Raw genomic sequence first — 16,821 nt, 5'->3', positions numbered from 1 at the left:
CAGAGTAATTAAATATTATGGCAGATCCTCGTTTTATCCATCTTAGGGTACACAGCGATTATTCAATGATCGATGGATTGGCAAAAACAGGGCCTCTTGTGAAGAAAGTGGCTTCCCTGGGAATGCCTGCTTTTGCGATTACTGATTTCACTAACTTATGCGGGTTAGTGAAGTTTTATGGAGCCGCACACAGTGCTGGCATTAAACCGATCATTGGTGCTGATGTTTATCTCGAAACAGAATTATTAGGTGATGAATATGCTCACCTTACTATTCTTGCCCGCAATAATGTGGGTTATCAAAATCTTACTTTACTCATTTCTGAAGCATACAAGCACGGTTATGGTGCAGCTGGGCCGATTATTAAACAAGAGTGGCTAACAACCTATAAAGAAGGACTCTTGTTGCTTTCGGGTGGAAGAATGGGCGATGTAGGTAAGTTCTTGCTTCGTGAAAATCGCACTTTAGTTGATCAATGTCTTGAGTATTACCAAACTCACTTTCCTGATAGTTATTATTTAGAACTTATTCGAACAGGTCGCCCTGATGAAGAGAGTTATTTGCATAAAGCTGTTACTCTCGCTTCTGAAAAGGGTTTACCTGTTGTTGCAACAAATGACGTCTGTTTTCTTGATAGTGATGACTTTGATGCACATGAAATTCGTGTTGCAATTCATGATGGATTTACGCTCTCCGATCCCAAACGACCTAAAAATTATAGTCCGCAGCAATATATGCGCACAGAAGAAGAAATGTGTGAATTATTTGCTGATATACCAGAGGCATTGGAAAACAGCGTTGAAATAGCCAAACGTTGTAATGTTACAATCCGTTTAGGGGAATACTTTCTTCCACAATTCCCGACAGGGGATATGAGTACTGAAGATTTCCTCGTTAAAAAATCTCGAGAAGGCTTAGAAGAACGTTTAGCTTTTCTGTTTCCAGATCCCGAAGAACGGCAAAAAAGACGCCCTGAATACGACGAACGTCTGGATATCGAGCTAAAAGTGATCAACCAGATGGGATTTCCTGGCTACTTCCTTATCGTGATGGAGTTTATTCAGTGGTCTAAAGATAACGGTGTTCCTGTGGGGCCTGGGCGAGGCTCTGGTGCGGGTTCTTTGGTTGCTTATTCACTCAAAATTACTGACCTTGACCCTCTTGAATTTGACTTACTTTTCGAACGTTTTCTTAACCCAGAACGTGTTTCAATGCCTGACTTTGATGTCGATTTCTGCATGGAAAAACGCGATAGAGTAATTGATCACGTTGCTGATATGTATGGTCGTGATGCAGTATCTCAGATCATTACATTTGGTACGATGGCTGCAAAAGCGGTTATTCGAGATGTTGGGCGCGTTTTAGGACATCCTTACGGTTTTGTTGATAGAATTTCGAAACTTGTCCCCCCTGATCCTGGGATGACGCTAGAAAAAGCATTTGCCGCAGAACCTCAGTTACCTGAAATTTATGAAGCCGATGAAGAGGTTAAATCTCTTATTGATATGGCTCGTAAATTAGAAGGGGTGACACGTAATGCAGGTAAGCATGCGGGTGGTGTTGTTATTTCGCCAACAAAAATCACTGATTTTGCTCCACTTTACTGTGATGCAGAGGGAAATAACCCAGTTACACAATTTGATAAAAATGACGTTGAATATGCCGGTCTTGTTAAATTTGACTTTTTGGGGCTAAGAACACTCACTATCATTAACTGGGCATTAGAAATGATTAATGCTCGGCGCGCAAAAAAATCACTTGAACCTGTTGATATCTCTGCGATCCCATTAACGGATCAGCGTAGTTTTGATATGTTGCAACGTTCTGAAACTACTGCGGTATTCCAGCTGGAATCTCGTGGTATGAAAGATCTTATCAAACGTCTACGTCCTGACTGCTTTGAAGATATGATTGCATTAGTGGCCTTATTTCGCCCGGGCCCATTGCAATCAGGTATGGTGGATAACTTCATTGATCGTAAACATGGCGTTGAAGAGATCTCTTACCCCGATGTTAAATGGCAACACGAGAGCTTACAACCTGTTCTAGAGCCTACCTATGGCGTTATCTTATATCAAGAACAGGTTATGCAAATTGCACAGGTTCTTGCTGGATATACGTTAGGTGGCGCGGATATGTTACGACGCGCAATGGGTAAGAAAAAGCCTGAAGAGATGGCAAAACAGCGTTCTGTGTTTGAAGAAGGAGCTATCAAAAACGGGATTGATGGTGAGCTTGCAATGAAGATCTTTGACTTGGTAGAGAAATTTGCCGGTTATGGATTTAATAAATCGCACTCAGCAGCTTATGCCTTAGTTTCCTATCAGACATTATGGCTAAAAGCCCACTATCCTGCTGAATTTATGGCTGCTGTAATGACAGCAGATATGGATAACACAGAAAAAGTGGTGGGATTGGTTGATGAATGTTGGAGAATGGGATTAAAAGTTCTTCCTCCTGATATTAATAGTGGTTTATATCATTTCCACGTCAATGATGAAGGTGAAATCGTTTACGGTATTGGTGCAATTAAAGGGGTAGGTGAAGGCCCGATTGAAGCAATTGTAGAAGCTCGTCAGCAAGGCGGTCACTTTAAAGATATTTTTGATCTCTGTGCTAGAACAGAAACGAAAAAATTGAATCGCCGAGTGATGGAAAAACTGATAATGTCAGGCGCATTCGATAAGTTAGGGCCTCATCGTGCTGCTTTGATGTCTTCATTAGAAGATGCATTAAAAGCCGCAGACCAACATGCCAAAGCTGAAGCTATAGGGCAATCAGACATGTTTGGCGTGTTAGCTGAAGCGCCGGAACAAGTTGAGCGTTCTTATGCCAATATACCTAAATGGCCAGAACAAGTCGTTTTAGAAGGTGAGCGGGAGACATTAGGTTTATATCTAACAGGTCATCCGATTACACGTTATTTAAAAGAAATTGAACGATATGCTGCGGGAACGCGTCTAAAAGATTTAGTACCGACACCACGTGGTCAAATGGTGAAAGTTGCGGGCTTAGTGCTTGCTTCTAAAGTATTTACGACGAAACGAGGAAATCGAATTGGTGTTTGTACTTTAGATGATCGTTCAGGTCGCTTAGAAATTATGTTATTTTCTGATGCATTGGATAAATACCAACATTTATTAGAACAAGACAAGATTTTAATTGCTACCGGGCAGGTCAGCTTTGATGATTTCAATGGTGGGCTTAAAATGACTGTCCGCGAACTTATGGATATCAATGAAGCCCGTGAAAAATATGCACGAGGACTTGCTATCTCGCTATCCGACAGGCAAATTAATGAGCAATTATTAAATCGTCTTCGCGGCGTTTTAGAACCTCATCGTTCAGGCACGATACCGGTTCATCTTTATTTTGAAAAGCATGATGCCTGTGCACGTTTACGATTTGGTGCGACTTGGCGAGTAACGCCAACAGATATGCTTTTAACGGATCTGCGAACTCTGCTGGGTAATGAGCAGGTAGAATTAGAATTTGACTAAAATAGGAATGTTATGAGTCTTAATTTTCTGGATTTTGAACAGCCGATTGCCGAGTTAGAAGCGAAAATTGATTCGCTAACCGCAGTTAGCCAACATGATGAAAAAATTGATATTAATATCGATGAAGAAGTTTCACGCTTAAGAGAAAAAAGCCTAGAGTTAACGCGTAAGATTTTTTCTGATCTTGGTGCATGGCAAGTTGCACAACTTGCACGTCATCCATTAAGACCTTACACGCTAGATTATATTCATCGTATCTTTACTGATTTCCAAGAATTAGCAGGCGATCGCGCTTATGCTGATGATAAAGCGATTGTGGGTGGTATTGCGCGTTTAGATGGCCGTCCTGTTATGGTTATTGGTCACCAAAAAGGGCGTGAAACGAAAGAAAAGATCCGCCGTAACTTTGGCATGCCTGCACCAGAAGGTTATCGCAAAGCACTGCGTTTAATGGAAATGGCACAACGTTTTAATCTTCCTATTATCACCTTTATTGATACTCCGGGAGCTTATCCGGGGGTTGGTGCTGAAGAGCGAGGTCAATCAGAAGCAATTGCACGTAACTTACGTGAAATGTCACGTTTTAGCGTACCAATTATTTGTACTGTTATTGGCGAAGGTGGTTCTGGTGGTGCGTTAGCGATTGGTGTTGGCGATAAAGTGAATATGTTGCAATACAGCACCTATTCCGTTATTTCACCAGAAGGCTGTGCTTCTATTCTTTGGAAAAGCGCAGATAAAGCACCATTAGCGGCTGAAGCAATGGGGATCACGGCAAACCGTTTAAAAGAGCTTAAGCTAATTGATACGGTTATTCCTGAGCCTTTAGGTGGTGCACATCGTCACTATGATGAAATTGCCACCTCATTAAAAGCACAAATTCAATCTGATTTAGAAGAATTAGATGCATTTGATTCAGAAGAGCTGACCAATCGTCGTTATCAACGTTTAATGGAATACGGCTACTGCTGATCTCTTAATATTTGAATGAATTCTGACAAGCCTCATGTTGATGACATGGGGCTTTTTTATTTTTCTTCTCAAAACTGTTTTTACCGAAATAATTAGAATCTGTGATATTAACAATAATGTATTATATATCAATGTGTTAACTTGGTCTCAAAACTAATATTAATTCACTTTTTCACTAAAAGAATAATAAGTCATATCTATTATTTTATGAGGACATTTAATTCATTAATGAGGATAAGCTAATGATATCGTTTAGTGGCAAAGTTGGAATTATTACTGGTGGCAATAGTGGCATTGGTTTAGCTTCTGCAGAAAAATTTTTATCCTTAGGTGCATCGGTGGTTATTACAGGTAGTAATTTAGCGCGAGGACAAAATGCAGAGAAATACCTAAAAGAGAAAGGATTTTCCGGTGAATTCGTTCAAATGGATGTGACGAATGAAAAAGAAAATGAACAACTTATTGATTATGTTGTAAATAAATATGGACGAATAGATTTTGTTTTTGCTAATGCGGGGGTTTTAACGGATAACCTTGCTGATAAATTAGAGTATGAAAAATGGAAAGATGTTTTGGATGTTAATCTAAATGGACTCTTTTTGATTAATAGAGCAATAATTCAATATTGGCTAAAAAATCACCTTTCAGGTGCGATTGTTAATTGCAGTTCAATTTGTTCTTTTGTTGGACAACATGAATTTCCTGCCTATTGTGCATCAAAAGGTGGAGTCAAGTTACTGACACAAACACTTGCCATTGATTATGCAAATAAAGGTATTCGTGTTAATGCGGTTTGCCCCGGTTATATTGATACACCTTTGCTGGATGGCCGTGAATTAGATAAGCAAAAGTTAGCGGCATTACATCCTATTGGGCGTCTCGGCACGCCAGAAGAAGTGGCCAGCGTTGTTGCGTTTTTAGCTAGCGACGCGGCTTCGTTTGTCACTGGAGCCTCTTATTTGGTTGATGGCGGTTTTACCGCTTAATCCTGTTTTCAATAGGAAGCAGGATAATCGCTATTCTGCTTTTTTAGTTTTTTTAACTTCTCTAAAACCTCGGATTTACTTCTATTTCTCACTGATTTTCTAGTGTTGCCTATGCAATAGAGTTACATTTGGTCTTATGTATAGGAATGCTTTGTATTCGTGCAAAATCAGCTCGAAAAGCTTAACATAATCAGTTGGATTCACTGATAAATGATAAAGCGATGAAACAGGATTACGGTTCACTTCTAAAAGAGATCAAACAGCATATTACTCCCCACACCAAAATTTTGGTGGGCTTTAGTGGTGGAGTGGATTCCACCGTTTTATTACAAGGACTTGTTCGTTTACGTGATGAATTCCAATTACCTTTAGAATTAACGGCTCTCTATATTCATCATGGATTAAATATCAAAGCAGATGATTGGCTTGAGCATTGTGCACAATGCTGTCAGCAATGGCAGGTAAATTTTATCAGTGAAAAAGTGAATGTAGATCCTAAAGACGGGGGGCTTGAAAATAGTGCTAGAGAAGCGCGTTATCAAGCTTTTCGCCGTAATTTACAACCACAGCAAGTGTTAGTGACAGCTCAGCATCAAGATGATCAAGCCGAAACTTTTTTACTGGCATTAAAACGAGGCAGTGGTCCTGCAGGGCTTTCGTCAATGCCAGCTAAAATGCTATTTGAGCATAGCTATTTGCTTCGCCCATTACTTAATATTACACGTGAACAAATTGAGTATTATGCGATTGAACAAGGGCTAACTTGGATAGAAGACGATAGTAATCAAGACGATCGTTATGATCGCAATTTTTTACGTTTACGTGTTATGCCATTATTAACGCAACGCTGGCCTCATTTTTCACAAGCAGTGACTCGCAGTGCAGCACTGTGTGGTGAACAAGAAGCTTTATTAGATGAGCTGTTAGATTCTGAACTTAATGCTTTAATGGACAGTGAGCGAAGTTTAGACATCAACCAACTTGCTTATTGTAGTATGATAAAACGCAATGCGTTATTGAGACGTTGGTTTGCTCAACATGATAAAATGATGCCATCTAGAGAACAAATTTTACGATTGTGGCAAGAAGTCGCTTTAGCTAAAGCCGATGCTGAGCCTAAATTGCAATTTTATCAAGATGAAGTTAGACGTTATAAACAACGACTTTACCTTGTGCCAATAATTGATGAGCCAGTTAATAAAATAATTGAATGGTCGCTTACTCAATCACTGTATTTACCCAGTGGGTTAGGGGTTTTATCACTCACAACAGAAAGAGGAAAAAATACGGTTAGAGCGCCTTCAAATGATGAAAAAGTCACCGTTCGTTTTGGTTTAACACAAGCATCTTTACGTATTGTGGGGCGAGAGCATGCTCGACATAGCAAAAAGATTTGGCAAGAACTTGAAGTTGCACCTTGGCGTAGAACACGAATTCCTTTGATTTATTATAATGATACGTTAATTGCTGCTATTAATACATTTGTGACTTTTGAGGGAAAAGCAACATCAGAACATGTGATTAATATTGAGTGGCAAGAGGCTCATGAATGAACAACCGCCAGCTGGCGGTTGTTCCTTATTCGGTTATTCCGATTTTATAACAATAGTCCCAAGTTCGGGATTAGAAAAACTGGCAATGATATCCAGTCGTAAATCTTTTGAGCCTTCAGACGTTTTGATTTTTAGGTATTCAACCTTTTTGCTTAAGAAAAGGTCATCAGCAACGCCTTCAATAAGCTCACCATCATGCAATTCAATATGGAGCGCTAAACCACGTTGGCATGCTAGCTCCAGATACTCGTAATCATCACAGTTAATTGGTTGATATTCTGTATTTGTTGACATATTCCCTCACCACTCTTTCGTGGCGGTATAGCCGCCAGTGAATAATTCAGAATAAAATCATTATGCTGTTATTCGATGTGAGCACAATAGTTATTATAATAATTTTCTGAAATAGTGCTTTATTCGAAGTGATTTGAGAAATAACTGGCAATTATAGGTGCATTTATCTTAAAGCGCGTTTTATTACCCCCTTTTATTTTAAAAAATGTTAGAATCATATTGAGAATGATTTATTAAAAAGTACCCAGAATGTAGGGAGTCGATGATGGGGAAAAAACTTTTATTTGCAGCCGTTGCTGCCGGGTTGTTTGTGCTATCAGGTTGCCAAAATAATATTGGCTTATCGCTTGATGGAAAAATTGTAGACCAAACTTATAACAGTATTCTGCCGTGTGCCGATTGTTCTGGTATCGACACCACAATTCTTGTTAATCAAGATGGCTCTTATGTTATGGAGCAAAGCTATCAAGGTTCAGCGGATGATAAACGCAGTTTTTTTGAATCAGGAACTTGGGTATTAGGTAAAGATAAGCTGACGCTGACTAATAGTTATGGCGAGAAAAGCTATTATTTACCTCGTGAAGATAAATTAGTCATGCTTGATATTGATGGTAATGTCATTAATTCGGAGCTAAATTATACATTAGCTAAAGTTCAGCCTAAACAGCTTGTTGGCGAGTTTACCTATTTTGCTGATGCTGGAACCTTTAAAGATTGCCAATCAGGGCGTGTTTATGCAGCAAATGGTATTGAATTAGAAAAAGGTTATTTCTCAACAGGGGTTGAGGGGGGAACACCCGTTTACCTTGAAGTGAAGGGTTATTACAGTATTCGCCCTTCCATGGAAGAGGGTAAATATGACAGAGCGTTAGTTGTTACTGATGAAAAACCCCGTTTTAATCGTCATGGCTCCTGTGAAAACCATCGTGATGGCAGAAGCTAAGTTTTAGTCTATTTCTCAATAAAAAACCGCTGAATTTGAAGCGGTTTTTTATTTATCGAAATGAAGCCTCTTGAAGATAAGAGGCTTGATAATTAAGCGAGTTGCTCTTTAATAAAGGCAACAACATCGTCAACATTGACCAGTGATTTATCATCACTACGGCGTGCTTTATATTCGATTTGATTGTTGTCTAAGTTACGATCACCAATTACGATAGTGTGTGGAATGCCAATCAGTTCCATATCAGCAAACATCACTCCTGGACGCTCTTTACGATCATCGAAAAGAACATCGATGCCTTGAGCGCGTAATTCGTTATAAAGTCTGTCGGCAACTTCTTTCACACGATAAGAACGGTGCATGTTCATTGGTAAAATAGCGACTTGGAATGGGGCAATTGCATCTGGCCAAATAATACCGCGAGCATCATGATTTTGTTCAATAGCAGCCGCAACAATACGAGTAATCCCAATACCGTAGCAACCCATAGTCACGATTTGGTTATGACCTTCTTCGTTTTGTACCGTTGCTTTTAATGCTTCAGAGTATTTTGTACCGAGTTGGAAAATATGACCCACTTCAATACCACGCTTAATTAGCAACGTTCCTTTACCGTCAGGACTTGGGTCACCTTCAACAACATTACGGATATCTGCAATCTCAGCAACAGGTAAATCACGCTCCCAGTTGATGCCAAAGTAGTGTTTACCATCAACGTTTGCACCAGCGCCGAAATCACTCATTACAGAGACTGAACGATCCATAATTACTGGTAGTGGTAGATTAACTGGACCTAATGAACCTGGGCCTGCATTTACCGCTTGGCGAATTTCAGCTTCTGTAGCAAAAGTTAAAGGTGCGGCAACAATAGCGCATTTTTCTGCTTTTACTTCGTTGAGTTCGTGATCACCACGGACTAATAGCGCAACTAATTGATGGCCACTTTCTTTCGTGCCATGAACAATCAGTGTCTTAACTGTTTTTTCAATAGGTAGATTGAACTGTTCAACTAATTCAGCAATCGTTTTAGCATTTGGTGTATCGACTAAACGTAATTCTTCTGTTGCTGCTGCGCGTGGAGTAGTAGGCATTACAGCCTCTGCTAATTCGATATTCGCTGCATAGTCAGAACCTGTAGAGAAAACAATATCGTCTTCACCGCTGTCGGCTAATACTTGGAATTCGTGAGATGCATTACCACCAATAGAACCCGTATCTGCAAGTACTGGACGGAAATCTAGACCAATACGTGAGAAGATTTTGCTATAAGCTTCATACATTCTGTCGTAAGTCTCTTGTAAAGACTCTTGAGAGATATGGAAAGAGTAAGCATCTTTCATAATAAACTCACGAGAACGCATAACGCCGAAACGAGGGCGTACTTCATCGCGGAATTTAGTTTGAATTTGATATAGGTTTAGTGGAAGTTGTTTGTAAGAAGTAATTTCATTACGAACAATATCAGTGACAACTTCTTCATGAGTTGGGCCTAAAACAAATGGACGCTCGCCTCTGTCTGCAAAACGCAGTAATTCAGGACCATATTGTTCCCAACGACCACTTTCTAGCCATAAATCAGCGGGTTGAACAACGGGCATTGAAATTTCAAGTGATCCTGCGTTGTCCATCTCTTCACGAACAATTTTTTCAATTTTTCTCAGAACACGAACCCCTGTCGGCATCCAATCATAAAGACCAGAAGCGAGCTTACGGATCATGCCCGCGCGAAGCATAAGTTGATGGCTGACAATTTCTGCATCAGCAGGTGTCTCTTTTAAAGTAGAGAGCAAATAGTGGCTAGTACGCATTATTAGGTTCCATTAGAACAAAAATACTTAGGCTGACTGTCACGCCAGTCTATATCAATATAATTAGAGAAAGACTTTAGTCTACCAGTGACTTAGGTCTGCCAAAAGGGGCAACGCATTTTTTTCAATCTGATTTGTTTAAAGACAACGAGAATGACGCTCAGATTGGATAATTCATGATAGCAATATCAATGAAGATAGTAGCAAGTTACCGCGGTTCTATACCAAGAACAAGTGTCTGTTGCCCATTCACTTGCCAGCGAACATTAAATTCAAGTAAATGCACTGCATAGATCCTATCACTTTGCGCCTTTTTTTTATAAGCAGGGCGAGGATCTTGTTGTAATACTTGAGTAATAAAACGCGAAAGATGAGGGTATTCGTTTGCATAATGTTGTAACTGTTCTAAAGCGCGTTGTGAAAAAAAAACAGGCATCTCATTATCTGGTGCTTCTTGTGCAAACCCAGCCATCGCATTTGGGCGAGACTCTGCAAACGGTAAGTAAGGTTTGATATCAAGAATAGGTGTGCCATCAATTAAATCAAGGCTACCTAATTCTAAAGTAACAGATTGATTTTCTATATTTACTTTTTTTAATTCAACCAAAGACATACCAATTGGATTGGGACGAAAGGTTGAGCGAGTTGCAAATACTCCTATTTTAGTGTTTCCGCCCAATCTTGGGGGACGAACAAGAGGATGCCAGCTTTGTTTTGCTGTTTGATGAAAAATAAAAATTAACCAAAGGTGACTAAATTGCTCTAAGCCTCGAACTGCATCAGGATGATTATAGGGGGAGTGTAAAATAAGTTGGCCACCGCCATCCTGGATTAATCCAGGTTGGCGTGGAACGGCAAATTTTTCTTTATAAGGACTCGATATATATCCTATAGGATTCATTTGGTAGGTGTTCATTTTGTAATGAGTAGTGCTGTGCCTTCACAAATGGCAGATTGGTAGCAACCTAAACCAGTGACAATTTGGCATTCATGTAATAGAACAGCATTGGCATTTTTGTAAGCTGCTTTTGTTGCCATTCTTTTTTTTGCAATAGGCAAACTTGCTGGCGGATCTTGTAATGTTTGGCGGCAAGATTCACCCGCAACAACGCCGAGATCTTTAAACGGAGCACCCAGAAGGTCTTCTGTTTTTTCAACGATACGCACTGAAGGTAAAGTTTGTGATCTTGGTTTTTGTGGTTGCCCTGGTTTATTTAAACGCATATCCGTAAATTTAGACTGATCAACATCAGATGAATTTTGCATTGAACAGCCTGTCATAAACAGCGCCATGATGCCAAGAAGTAGCAAGCGCATGTGCATGGGTCATATCCTCTTTATTATTGTCTATACAAAAATTAAACGGCTCTAATTTAATGCAAATTAGCCAAGTAAAAAAGAGAAAGGCGAACAAATGTCCGCCTTTTTTATAATTAAGTTAAATATTAACGTATTACCAGCCTTTTACCGCACCACCGTTAAAAATTTTATTGGCAGCACTATCCACTTCATCAGTTTGATAGGCTTGAATAAATTTCTTCACATTCTCACTATCTTTATTATCTTCACGAGCAACAATGATATTTACGTATGGTGAGTCTTTATCTTCAACAAAAATACCGTCTTTTGCTGGTGTTAAATTAACTTGGCTTGCATAAGTAGTGTTAATTACCGCTAAGTAGATTTTTTGATCATCTAATGAGCGAGGTAATTGTGGTGCTTCTAATTCAACTAATTGTAATTTTTTAGGGTTTTCAATAATATCAAGCTTGGTAGGTAACAGACCTACGCCATCTTTTAATTTAATTAGCCCAACTTTTTCTAATAAGAGCAGTGAGCGACCTAAGTTTGTTGGATCATTAGGAATAGCCACTTGTGCTTCATCAGGTAAATCGGCTAAATCTGTAATTTTTTTAGAATAACCCGCGATAGGATAAATAAAAGTATTTCCTACAGCTGTTATTTTGTAATTGCGATCTTTAATTTGTTGGTCTAAATAAGGTTTATGTTGGAATGCATTAATGTCGATATCACCACGACTTAATGATTCATTAGGCATGACAAAGTCATTGAAAGTGACGAGTTCTACGTCAAGACCATATTTATCTTTAGCGACTTGTTTTGCTACTTCTGCGACTTGTTGTTCAGAGCCTGAAATAACACCGACACGGATATGGTTTGGATCTTTTTCTTTTTCACCACAACCAGCTAACGCTAATGCACCAACTAAAGCACTTACAACTGCGAGTGATTTAAATTTCAACGACATACATTTACCCTTATTTGATCTGTTAATTAAAAGGCTTCGTTATTAATAATAGAAACCTTCAATCTATTTATTTATGTGTTGTCAGCTTTACTAAGCGATCGCCGAAAAACTGAATGATAAAAACAAGAATAACGAGTAGAACAATGACTGTATTCATAACTGTTGCATTATAGCCAACGTAACCATATTGGTAGCCAATTTGACCTAAACCACCGGCACCAACAGCACCTCCCATTGCGGAGTAACCCACTAATGTAATTAAAGTAATGGTTGCCGCATTAATCAAGCCAGGTAAAGATTCGGGTAATAAAATCTTTTTAATAATTTGCATTGGTGTTGCCCCCATAGAGCGGGAGGCTTCAATTAATCCCTGAGGGATTTCTAACAGCGTATTTTCGACCATACGTGCAATAAATGGCGCTGCTCCAACGGTTAATGGCACAATGGCTGCTTGCAAGCCAATTGAAGTCCCGACAACCATACGTGTAAAAGGGATCATCCATACTAATAAGATAATAAAAGGGATTGCCCTAAAAATATTGACGAGTGCTGAAATAATACGGTAGGCAGGTGGATTTGCCATAATTTGTTCAGGACGCGTGACATAAAGTAAAACACCCAATGGTAAGCCGATAACAAAACCAAAGAAGCCTGAAACAAAGGTCATGACTAAGGTTTCCCAGATCCCACTAATTAATAAATAAATCATTCCTTCAGACATAACCGAGAACCTCTACTTTCACATGATGCTCTTCTAAAAACGCAATCGATTTTTCAGTGTTACCATTCTTACCGTGTAGTTCAGCTAACATCACGCCAAATTTCACGCCACCGGCATAGTCCATTTGAGAACTTAAAATATTAATATCAGCGTCAAAACGACGTGCAACAATAGACATTAATGGAGCATCGACAGATTGGCCGTTAAATTCAAGTTTTAATAATGGGAATAAACCTTCTTCCCACTCTGGTTTCATGCGCTCTTTATAGTCTTCAGGAATATCTAATTGTAATGTCGATTGAATAAAAGCTTGAGAAACAGGCGTTTTAGGGTGAGAGAAAACCGCACTAACAGCATCACTTTCAACTAATTCACCACCACTAATAACGGCAACTTGGTCACAAATACGTTTTACAACATCCATTTCATGAGTGATTAATAAAATGGTGAGGCCTAAACGACGGTTAATGTCTTTCAGTAACTCTAAAATAGAACGTGTTGTTGCTGGATCTAGTGCGCTGGTAGCTTCATCACATAATAAAACGTTTGGTGAGTTTGCTAATGCTCGTGCAATTGCAACACGTTGTTTTTGCCCACCAGATAAGTTAGCGGGGTAATACTCTTTCTTATCAGACAGACCTACTAATTCCAGTAATTCATTAACACGCTTATTGATCTCAGCACGAGGCGTATTATCAAGCTCTAATGGTAATGCGACATTATCAAATACGGTACGTGAGGACAGTAAATTGAAATGCTGGAAAATCATGCCAATACCACGGCGTGCTTTCGTTAATTCTTTATCTGATAACTTTGTGAGATCTCGTCCATCGACCAATACTTCACCTGAAGTTGGTTTCTCTAACATATTTACGCAACGTATAAGTGTACTTTTACCCGCTCCTGACGATCCGATAACACCAAAAATCTGCCCTTGTGGCACGTGCAGGTTTATATTTGATAGCGCGTGTATAGAACGCTCTCCCTGCTTAAATACTTTGTTTATATTCGTCAGTTTAATCATGTTTTTCTTTATATAAGTAGATATGGGACATAAAGACTATTCTGCCCGAGTTAAAATAGATGTTAAGGCGTCTAGACGGCTAAGTCAATAAAAAAGAGTAGAAGGCTAATAAAGAAAGAAAGCCGTGGATATCATTCTCTATATAAGAAAAAACATGCGATACTAATAAAAATATCTAAATGGAGTAATGTGCTGTGAGTAAGGGGATTTCTGCGATTTTCTTAGATCGCGATGGAACTATTAATATAGACCATGGTTATGTATCTGAAATTGATAACTTTGAATTTATTGATGGCGTTATTGAGGCAATGGCTGAATTAAAAGCTATGGGCTATGCCTTAGTATTAGTAACCAATCAATCAGGTATTGGCCGAGGCTATTATAGTGAAGATCAATTTTTACACTTAACAGAATGGATGGATTGGTCTTTAGCTGATAGAGGCGTTGATTTAGATGGTATCTATTATTGCCCTCATCATCCTGATGCAACTGTAAAAGAATTTAAGAAAGCTTGTGATTGTCGTAAACCTGCCTCTGGTATGTTTATGGATGCTAAAGCACAATTGAATATCGATATGGCTTCTTCTTATATGGTTGGTGATAAAAAAGAAGATATGTTGGCAGCAAAAAATGCAGGTGTAGGTCATAAAATTCTAGTTCGTACAGGAAAAGAGATAACAAAAGAGGCACAAGAGTGTGCAGATTTTGTTCTTGATAGCCTTACAGACTTGCCAAAATGGTTAAAAAGCCACAAAAAATAAGCACTTCGTTTAATTTACCAACAAACGATCATTTTTTTTTAAAAAACTATTGCCAGCCTCAGAAAACTCCCTATAATGCGTCCTCGTTGTCACGGAACAGGGCGCTAAGCGAACTGACTGAGAGAACAAAGAAAAAAGTGTGAAGCCTTGAAAATAAACGCTTGACACGAAATGAGGAAGATGTAGAATGCACCTCCTCGCAACAACGCAGAAGACCGGAAACGGCAGCGAATGTTGCACTGCTCTTTAACAAATTATCAGACAATCTGTGTGGGCACTCGCAGAGACGATATCTTCTAAAATATTAGATGTATCAAGTCTTGAAGAGTGAACAACAAAAGTAAATTCATTTATGAATAGCTAAGTTTTCGATTTCTTTGAGCATCAAACACTTTTAATTGAAGAGTTTGATCATGGCTCAGATTGAACGCTGGCGGCAGGCCTAACACATGCAAGTCGAGCGGTAACAGGAGAAAGCTTGCTTTCTTGCTGACGAGCGGCGGACGGGTGAGTAATGTATGGGGATCTGCCCGATAGAGGGGGATAACTACTGGAAACGGTGGCTAATACCGCATGACGTCTACGGACCAAAGCAGGGGCTCTTCGGACCTTGCGCTATCGGATGAACCCATATGGGATTAGCTAGTAGGTGAGGTAATGGCTCACCTAGGCGACGATCTCTAGCTGGTCTGAGAGGATGATCAGCCACACTGGGACTGAGACACGGCCCAGACTCCTACGGGAGGCAGCAGTGGGGAATATTGCACAATGGGCGCAAGCCTGATGCAGCCATGCCGCGTGTATGAAGAAGGCCTTAGGGTTGTAAAGTACTTTCAGCGGGGAGGAAGGTGATAAAGTTAATACCTTTATCAATTGACGTTACCCGCAGAAGAAGCACCGGCTAACTCCGTGCCAGCAGCCGCGGTAATACGGAGGGTGCAAGCGTTAATCGGAATTACTGGGCGTAAAGCGCACGCAGGCGGTCAATTAAGTCAGATGTGAAAGCCCCGAGCTTAACTTGGGAATTGCATCTGAAACTGGTTGGCTAGAGTCTTGTAGAGGGGGGTAGAATTCCACGTGTAGCGGTGAAATGCGTAGAGATGTGGAGGAATACCGGTGGCGAAGGCGGCCCCCTGGACAAAGACTGACGCTCAGGTGCGAAAGCGTGGGGAGCAAACAGGATTAGATACCCTGGTAGTCCACGCTGTAAACGATGTCGATTTAGAGGTTGTGGTCTTGAACCGTGGCTTCTGGAGCTAACGCGTTAAATCGACCGCCTGGGGAGTACGGCCGCAAGGTTAAAACTCAAATGAATTGACGGGGGCCCGCACAAGCGGTGGAGCATGTGGTTTAATTCGATGCAACGCGAAGAACCTTACCTACTCTTGACATCCAGCGAATCCTTTAGAGATAGAGGAGTGCCTTCGGGAACGCTGAGACAGGTGCTGCATGGCTGTCGTCAGCTCGTGTTGTGAAATGTTGGGTTAAGTCCCGCAACGAGCGCAACCCTTATCCTTTGTTGCCAGCGCGTAATGGCGGGAACTCAAAGGAGACTGCCGGTGATAAACCGGAGGAAGGTGGGGATGACGTCAAGTCATCATGGCCCTTACGAGTAGGGCTACACACGTGCTACAATGGCAGATACAAAGAGAAGCGACCTCGCGAGAGCAAGCGGAACTCATAAAGTCTGTCGTAGTCCGGATTGGAGTCTGCAACTCGACTCCATGAAGTCGGAATCGCTAGTAATCGTAGATCAGAATGCTACGGTGAATACGTTCCCGGGCCTTGTACACACCGCCCGTCACACCATGGGAGTGGGTTGCAAAAGAAGTAGGTAGCTTAACCTTCGGGAGGGCGCTTACCACTTTGTGATTCATGACTGGGGTGAAGTCGTAACAAGGTAACCGTAGGGGAACCTGCGGTTGGATCACCTCCTTACCTAAGAGATACGTGTTATGTGCAGTGCTCACACAGATTGTCTGATGAAGAA

General features: G+C 40.3%; 13 protein-coding genes and 1 rRNA gene. 7 read left to right on the top strand and 7 right to left on the bottom strand.

Annotated features, from left to right (window positions below; translation table 11 throughout):
• Positions 1 to 17 precede the first annotated feature (17 nt).
• From dnaE to tilS, 4 genes are all read left to right on the top strand, one after another.
• Complete coding sequence (gene dnaE / locus GWI97_RS00430) at positions 18 to 3,500, top strand: DNA polymerase III subunit alpha (RefSeq protein WP_036934007.1); 3,483 nt, start codon at positions 18 to 20, stop codon at positions 3,498 to 3,500.
• A gap of 12 nt (positions 3,501 to 3,512) precedes the next feature.
• On the top strand, positions 3,513 to 4,472 hold the full coding sequence (gene accA, locus GWI97_RS00425; RefSeq protein WP_036934005.1) for an acetyl-CoA carboxylase carboxyl transferase subunit alpha: 960 nt from the start codon (positions 3,513 to 3,515) through the stop codon (positions 4,470 to 4,472).
• A 242-nt stretch (positions 4,473 to 4,714) separates the two neighbouring features.
• Positions 4,715 to 5,458: an SDR family NAD(P)-dependent oxidoreductase gene (locus tag GWI97_RS00420; RefSeq protein WP_036934002.1), complete on the top strand. Its 744-nt coding sequence runs from the start codon at positions 4,715 to 4,717 to the stop codon at positions 5,456 to 5,458.
• A 221-nt stretch (positions 5,459 to 5,679) separates the two neighbouring features.
• Entirely contained in the window at positions 5,680 to 7,011 is a 1,332-nt protein-coding gene (gene tilS / locus GWI97_RS00415) for a tRNA lysidine(34) synthetase TilS (protein WP_161751799.1), read from the top strand.
• Positions 7,012 to 7,044: 33 nt separating this feature from the next.
• Here the strand turns inward: tilS and rof are convergent, their stop codons facing one another.
• A complete protein-coding gene (gene rof / locus GWI97_RS00410) occupies positions 7,045 to 7,305 on the bottom strand; it encodes a Rho-binding antiterminator (protein WP_036933998.1) in 261 nt (86 codons plus the stop codon).
• Positions 7,306 to 7,567: 262 nt separating this feature from the next.
• Between rof and nlpE the strand changes: the two genes are divergently transcribed.
• Positions 7,568 to 8,248 carry an envelope stress response activation lipoprotein NlpE gene (gene nlpE / locus GWI97_RS00405; protein WP_161749744.1) on the top strand — a complete coding sequence of 227 codons (681 nt, stop codon included), beginning with the start codon at positions 7,568 to 7,570 and terminating at the stop codon, positions 8,246 to 8,248.
• A 92-nt stretch (positions 8,249 to 8,340) separates the two neighbouring features.
• On the opposite strand, the gene proS is transcribed toward nlpE, so the two are convergent.
• The 6 genes from proS to metN form a co-directional block, all read right to left on the bottom strand.
• Positions 8,341 to 10,056 carry a proline--tRNA ligase gene (proS, locus tag GWI97_RS00400; protein ID WP_036933994.1) on the bottom strand — a complete coding sequence of 572 codons (1,716 nt, stop codon included), beginning with the start codon at positions 10,054 to 10,056 and terminating at the stop codon, positions 8,341 to 8,343.
• A 208-nt stretch (positions 10,057 to 10,264) separates the two neighbouring features.
• Positions 10,265 to 10,972: a tRNA (N6-threonylcarbamoyladenosine(37)-N6)-methyltransferase TrmO gene (gene tsaA / locus GWI97_RS00395; RefSeq protein WP_036933992.1), complete on the bottom strand. Its 708-nt coding sequence runs from the start codon at positions 10,970 to 10,972 to the stop codon at positions 10,265 to 10,267.
• A complete protein-coding gene (gene rcsF, locus GWI97_RS00390; protein WP_082239436.1) occupies positions 10,969 to 11,379 on the bottom strand; it encodes an Rcs stress response system protein RcsF in 411 nt (136 codons plus the stop codon). Before rcsF ends, tsaA begins: the two co-directional genes overlap by 4 nt.
• A gap of 130 nt (positions 11,380 to 11,509) precedes the next feature.
• Positions 11,510 to 12,325, bottom strand: coding sequence for a MetQ/NlpA family lipoprotein (locus tag GWI97_RS00385; RefSeq protein ID WP_036933990.1), 816 nt, complete (start codon positions 12,323 to 12,325; stop codon positions 11,510 to 11,512).
• Positions 12,326 to 12,392: 67 nt separating this feature from the next.
• Positions 12,393 to 13,046, bottom strand: coding sequence for a methionine ABC transporter permease MetI (locus GWI97_RS00380; RefSeq protein WP_036933988.1), 654 nt, complete (start codon positions 13,044 to 13,046; stop codon positions 12,393 to 12,395).
• A complete protein-coding gene (gene metN / locus GWI97_RS00375; RefSeq protein WP_036933987.1) occupies positions 13,039 to 14,070 on the bottom strand; it encodes a methionine ABC transporter ATP-binding protein MetN in 1,032 nt (343 codons plus the stop codon). The genes GWI97_RS00380 and metN overlap by 8 nt, the downstream gene beginning before the upstream one ends.
• A 194-nt stretch (positions 14,071 to 14,264) precedes the next feature.
• On the opposite strand from metN, the gene gmhB reads away from it, so the two are divergent.
• Both gmhB and GWI97_RS00365 read left to right on the top strand, forming a co-directional pair.
• Positions 14,265 to 14,831 (top strand): D-glycero-beta-D-manno-heptose 1,7-bisphosphate 7-phosphatase, encoded by a 567-nt coding sequence (gmhB, locus tag GWI97_RS00370; protein ID WP_036933985.1) that lies wholly within the window; start codon positions 14,265 to 14,267, stop codon positions 14,829 to 14,831.
• 395 nt (positions 14,832 to 15,226) lie between these two features.
• A 16S ribosomal RNA gene (locus GWI97_RS00365) occupies positions 15,227 to 16,769 on the top strand.
• The last annotated feature ends 52 nt before the right edge of the window (positions 16,770 to 16,821 follow it).

The organism is Proteus sp. G2300 (assembly GCF_009915965.1).
Classification (GTDB): Bacteria; Pseudomonadota; Gammaproteobacteria; order Enterobacterales; family Enterobacteriaceae; genus Proteus; species Proteus vulgaris.
Note: the sequence above shows the minus strand (reverse complement) of the source record. Positions and strands in the feature narration are given on the sequence as shown.

Coding starts and splice junctions, on each gene's coding strand:
- GWI97_RS00380 (WP_036933988.1), bottom strand. CDS start 13,046: ATGTCTGAAGGAATGATTTATTTATTAATTAGTGGGATCTGGGAAACC.
- GWI97_RS00385 (WP_036933990.1), bottom strand. CDS start 12,325: ATGTCGTTGAAATTTAAATCACTCGCAGTTGTAAGTGCTTTAGTTGGT.
- metN (WP_036933987.1), bottom strand. CDS start 14,070: ATGATTAAACTGACGAATATAAACAAAGTATTTAAGCAGGGAGAGCGT.
- GWI97_RS00420 (WP_036934002.1), top strand. CDS start 4,715: ATGATATCGTTTAGTGGCAAAGTTGGAATTATTACTGGTGGCAATAGT.
- rcsF (WP_082239436.1), bottom strand. CDS start 11,379: ATGCACATGCGCTTGCTACTTCTTGGCATCATGGCGCTGTTTATGACA.
- tilS (WP_161751799.1), top strand. CDS start 5,680: ATGAAACAGGATTACGGTTCACTTCTAAAAGAGATCAAACAGCATATT.
- nlpE (WP_161749744.1), top strand. CDS start 7,568: ATGATGGGGAAAAAACTTTTATTTGCAGCCGTTGCTGCCGGGTTGTTT.
- rof (WP_036933998.1), bottom strand. CDS start 7,305: ATGTCAACAAATACAGAATATCAACCAATTAACTGTGATGATTACGAG.
- proS (WP_036933994.1), bottom strand. CDS start 10,056: ATGCGTACTAGCCACTATTTGCTCTCTACTTTAAAAGAGACACCTGCT.
- dnaE (WP_036934007.1), top strand. CDS start 18: ATGGCAGATCCTCGTTTTATCCATCTTAGGGTACACAGCGATTATTCA.
- tsaA (WP_036933992.1), bottom strand. CDS start 10,972: ATGAACACCTACCAAATGAATCCTATAGGATATATATCGAGTCCTTAT.
- accA (WP_036934005.1), top strand. CDS start 3,513: ATGAGTCTTAATTTTCTGGATTTTGAACAGCCGATTGCCGAGTTAGAA.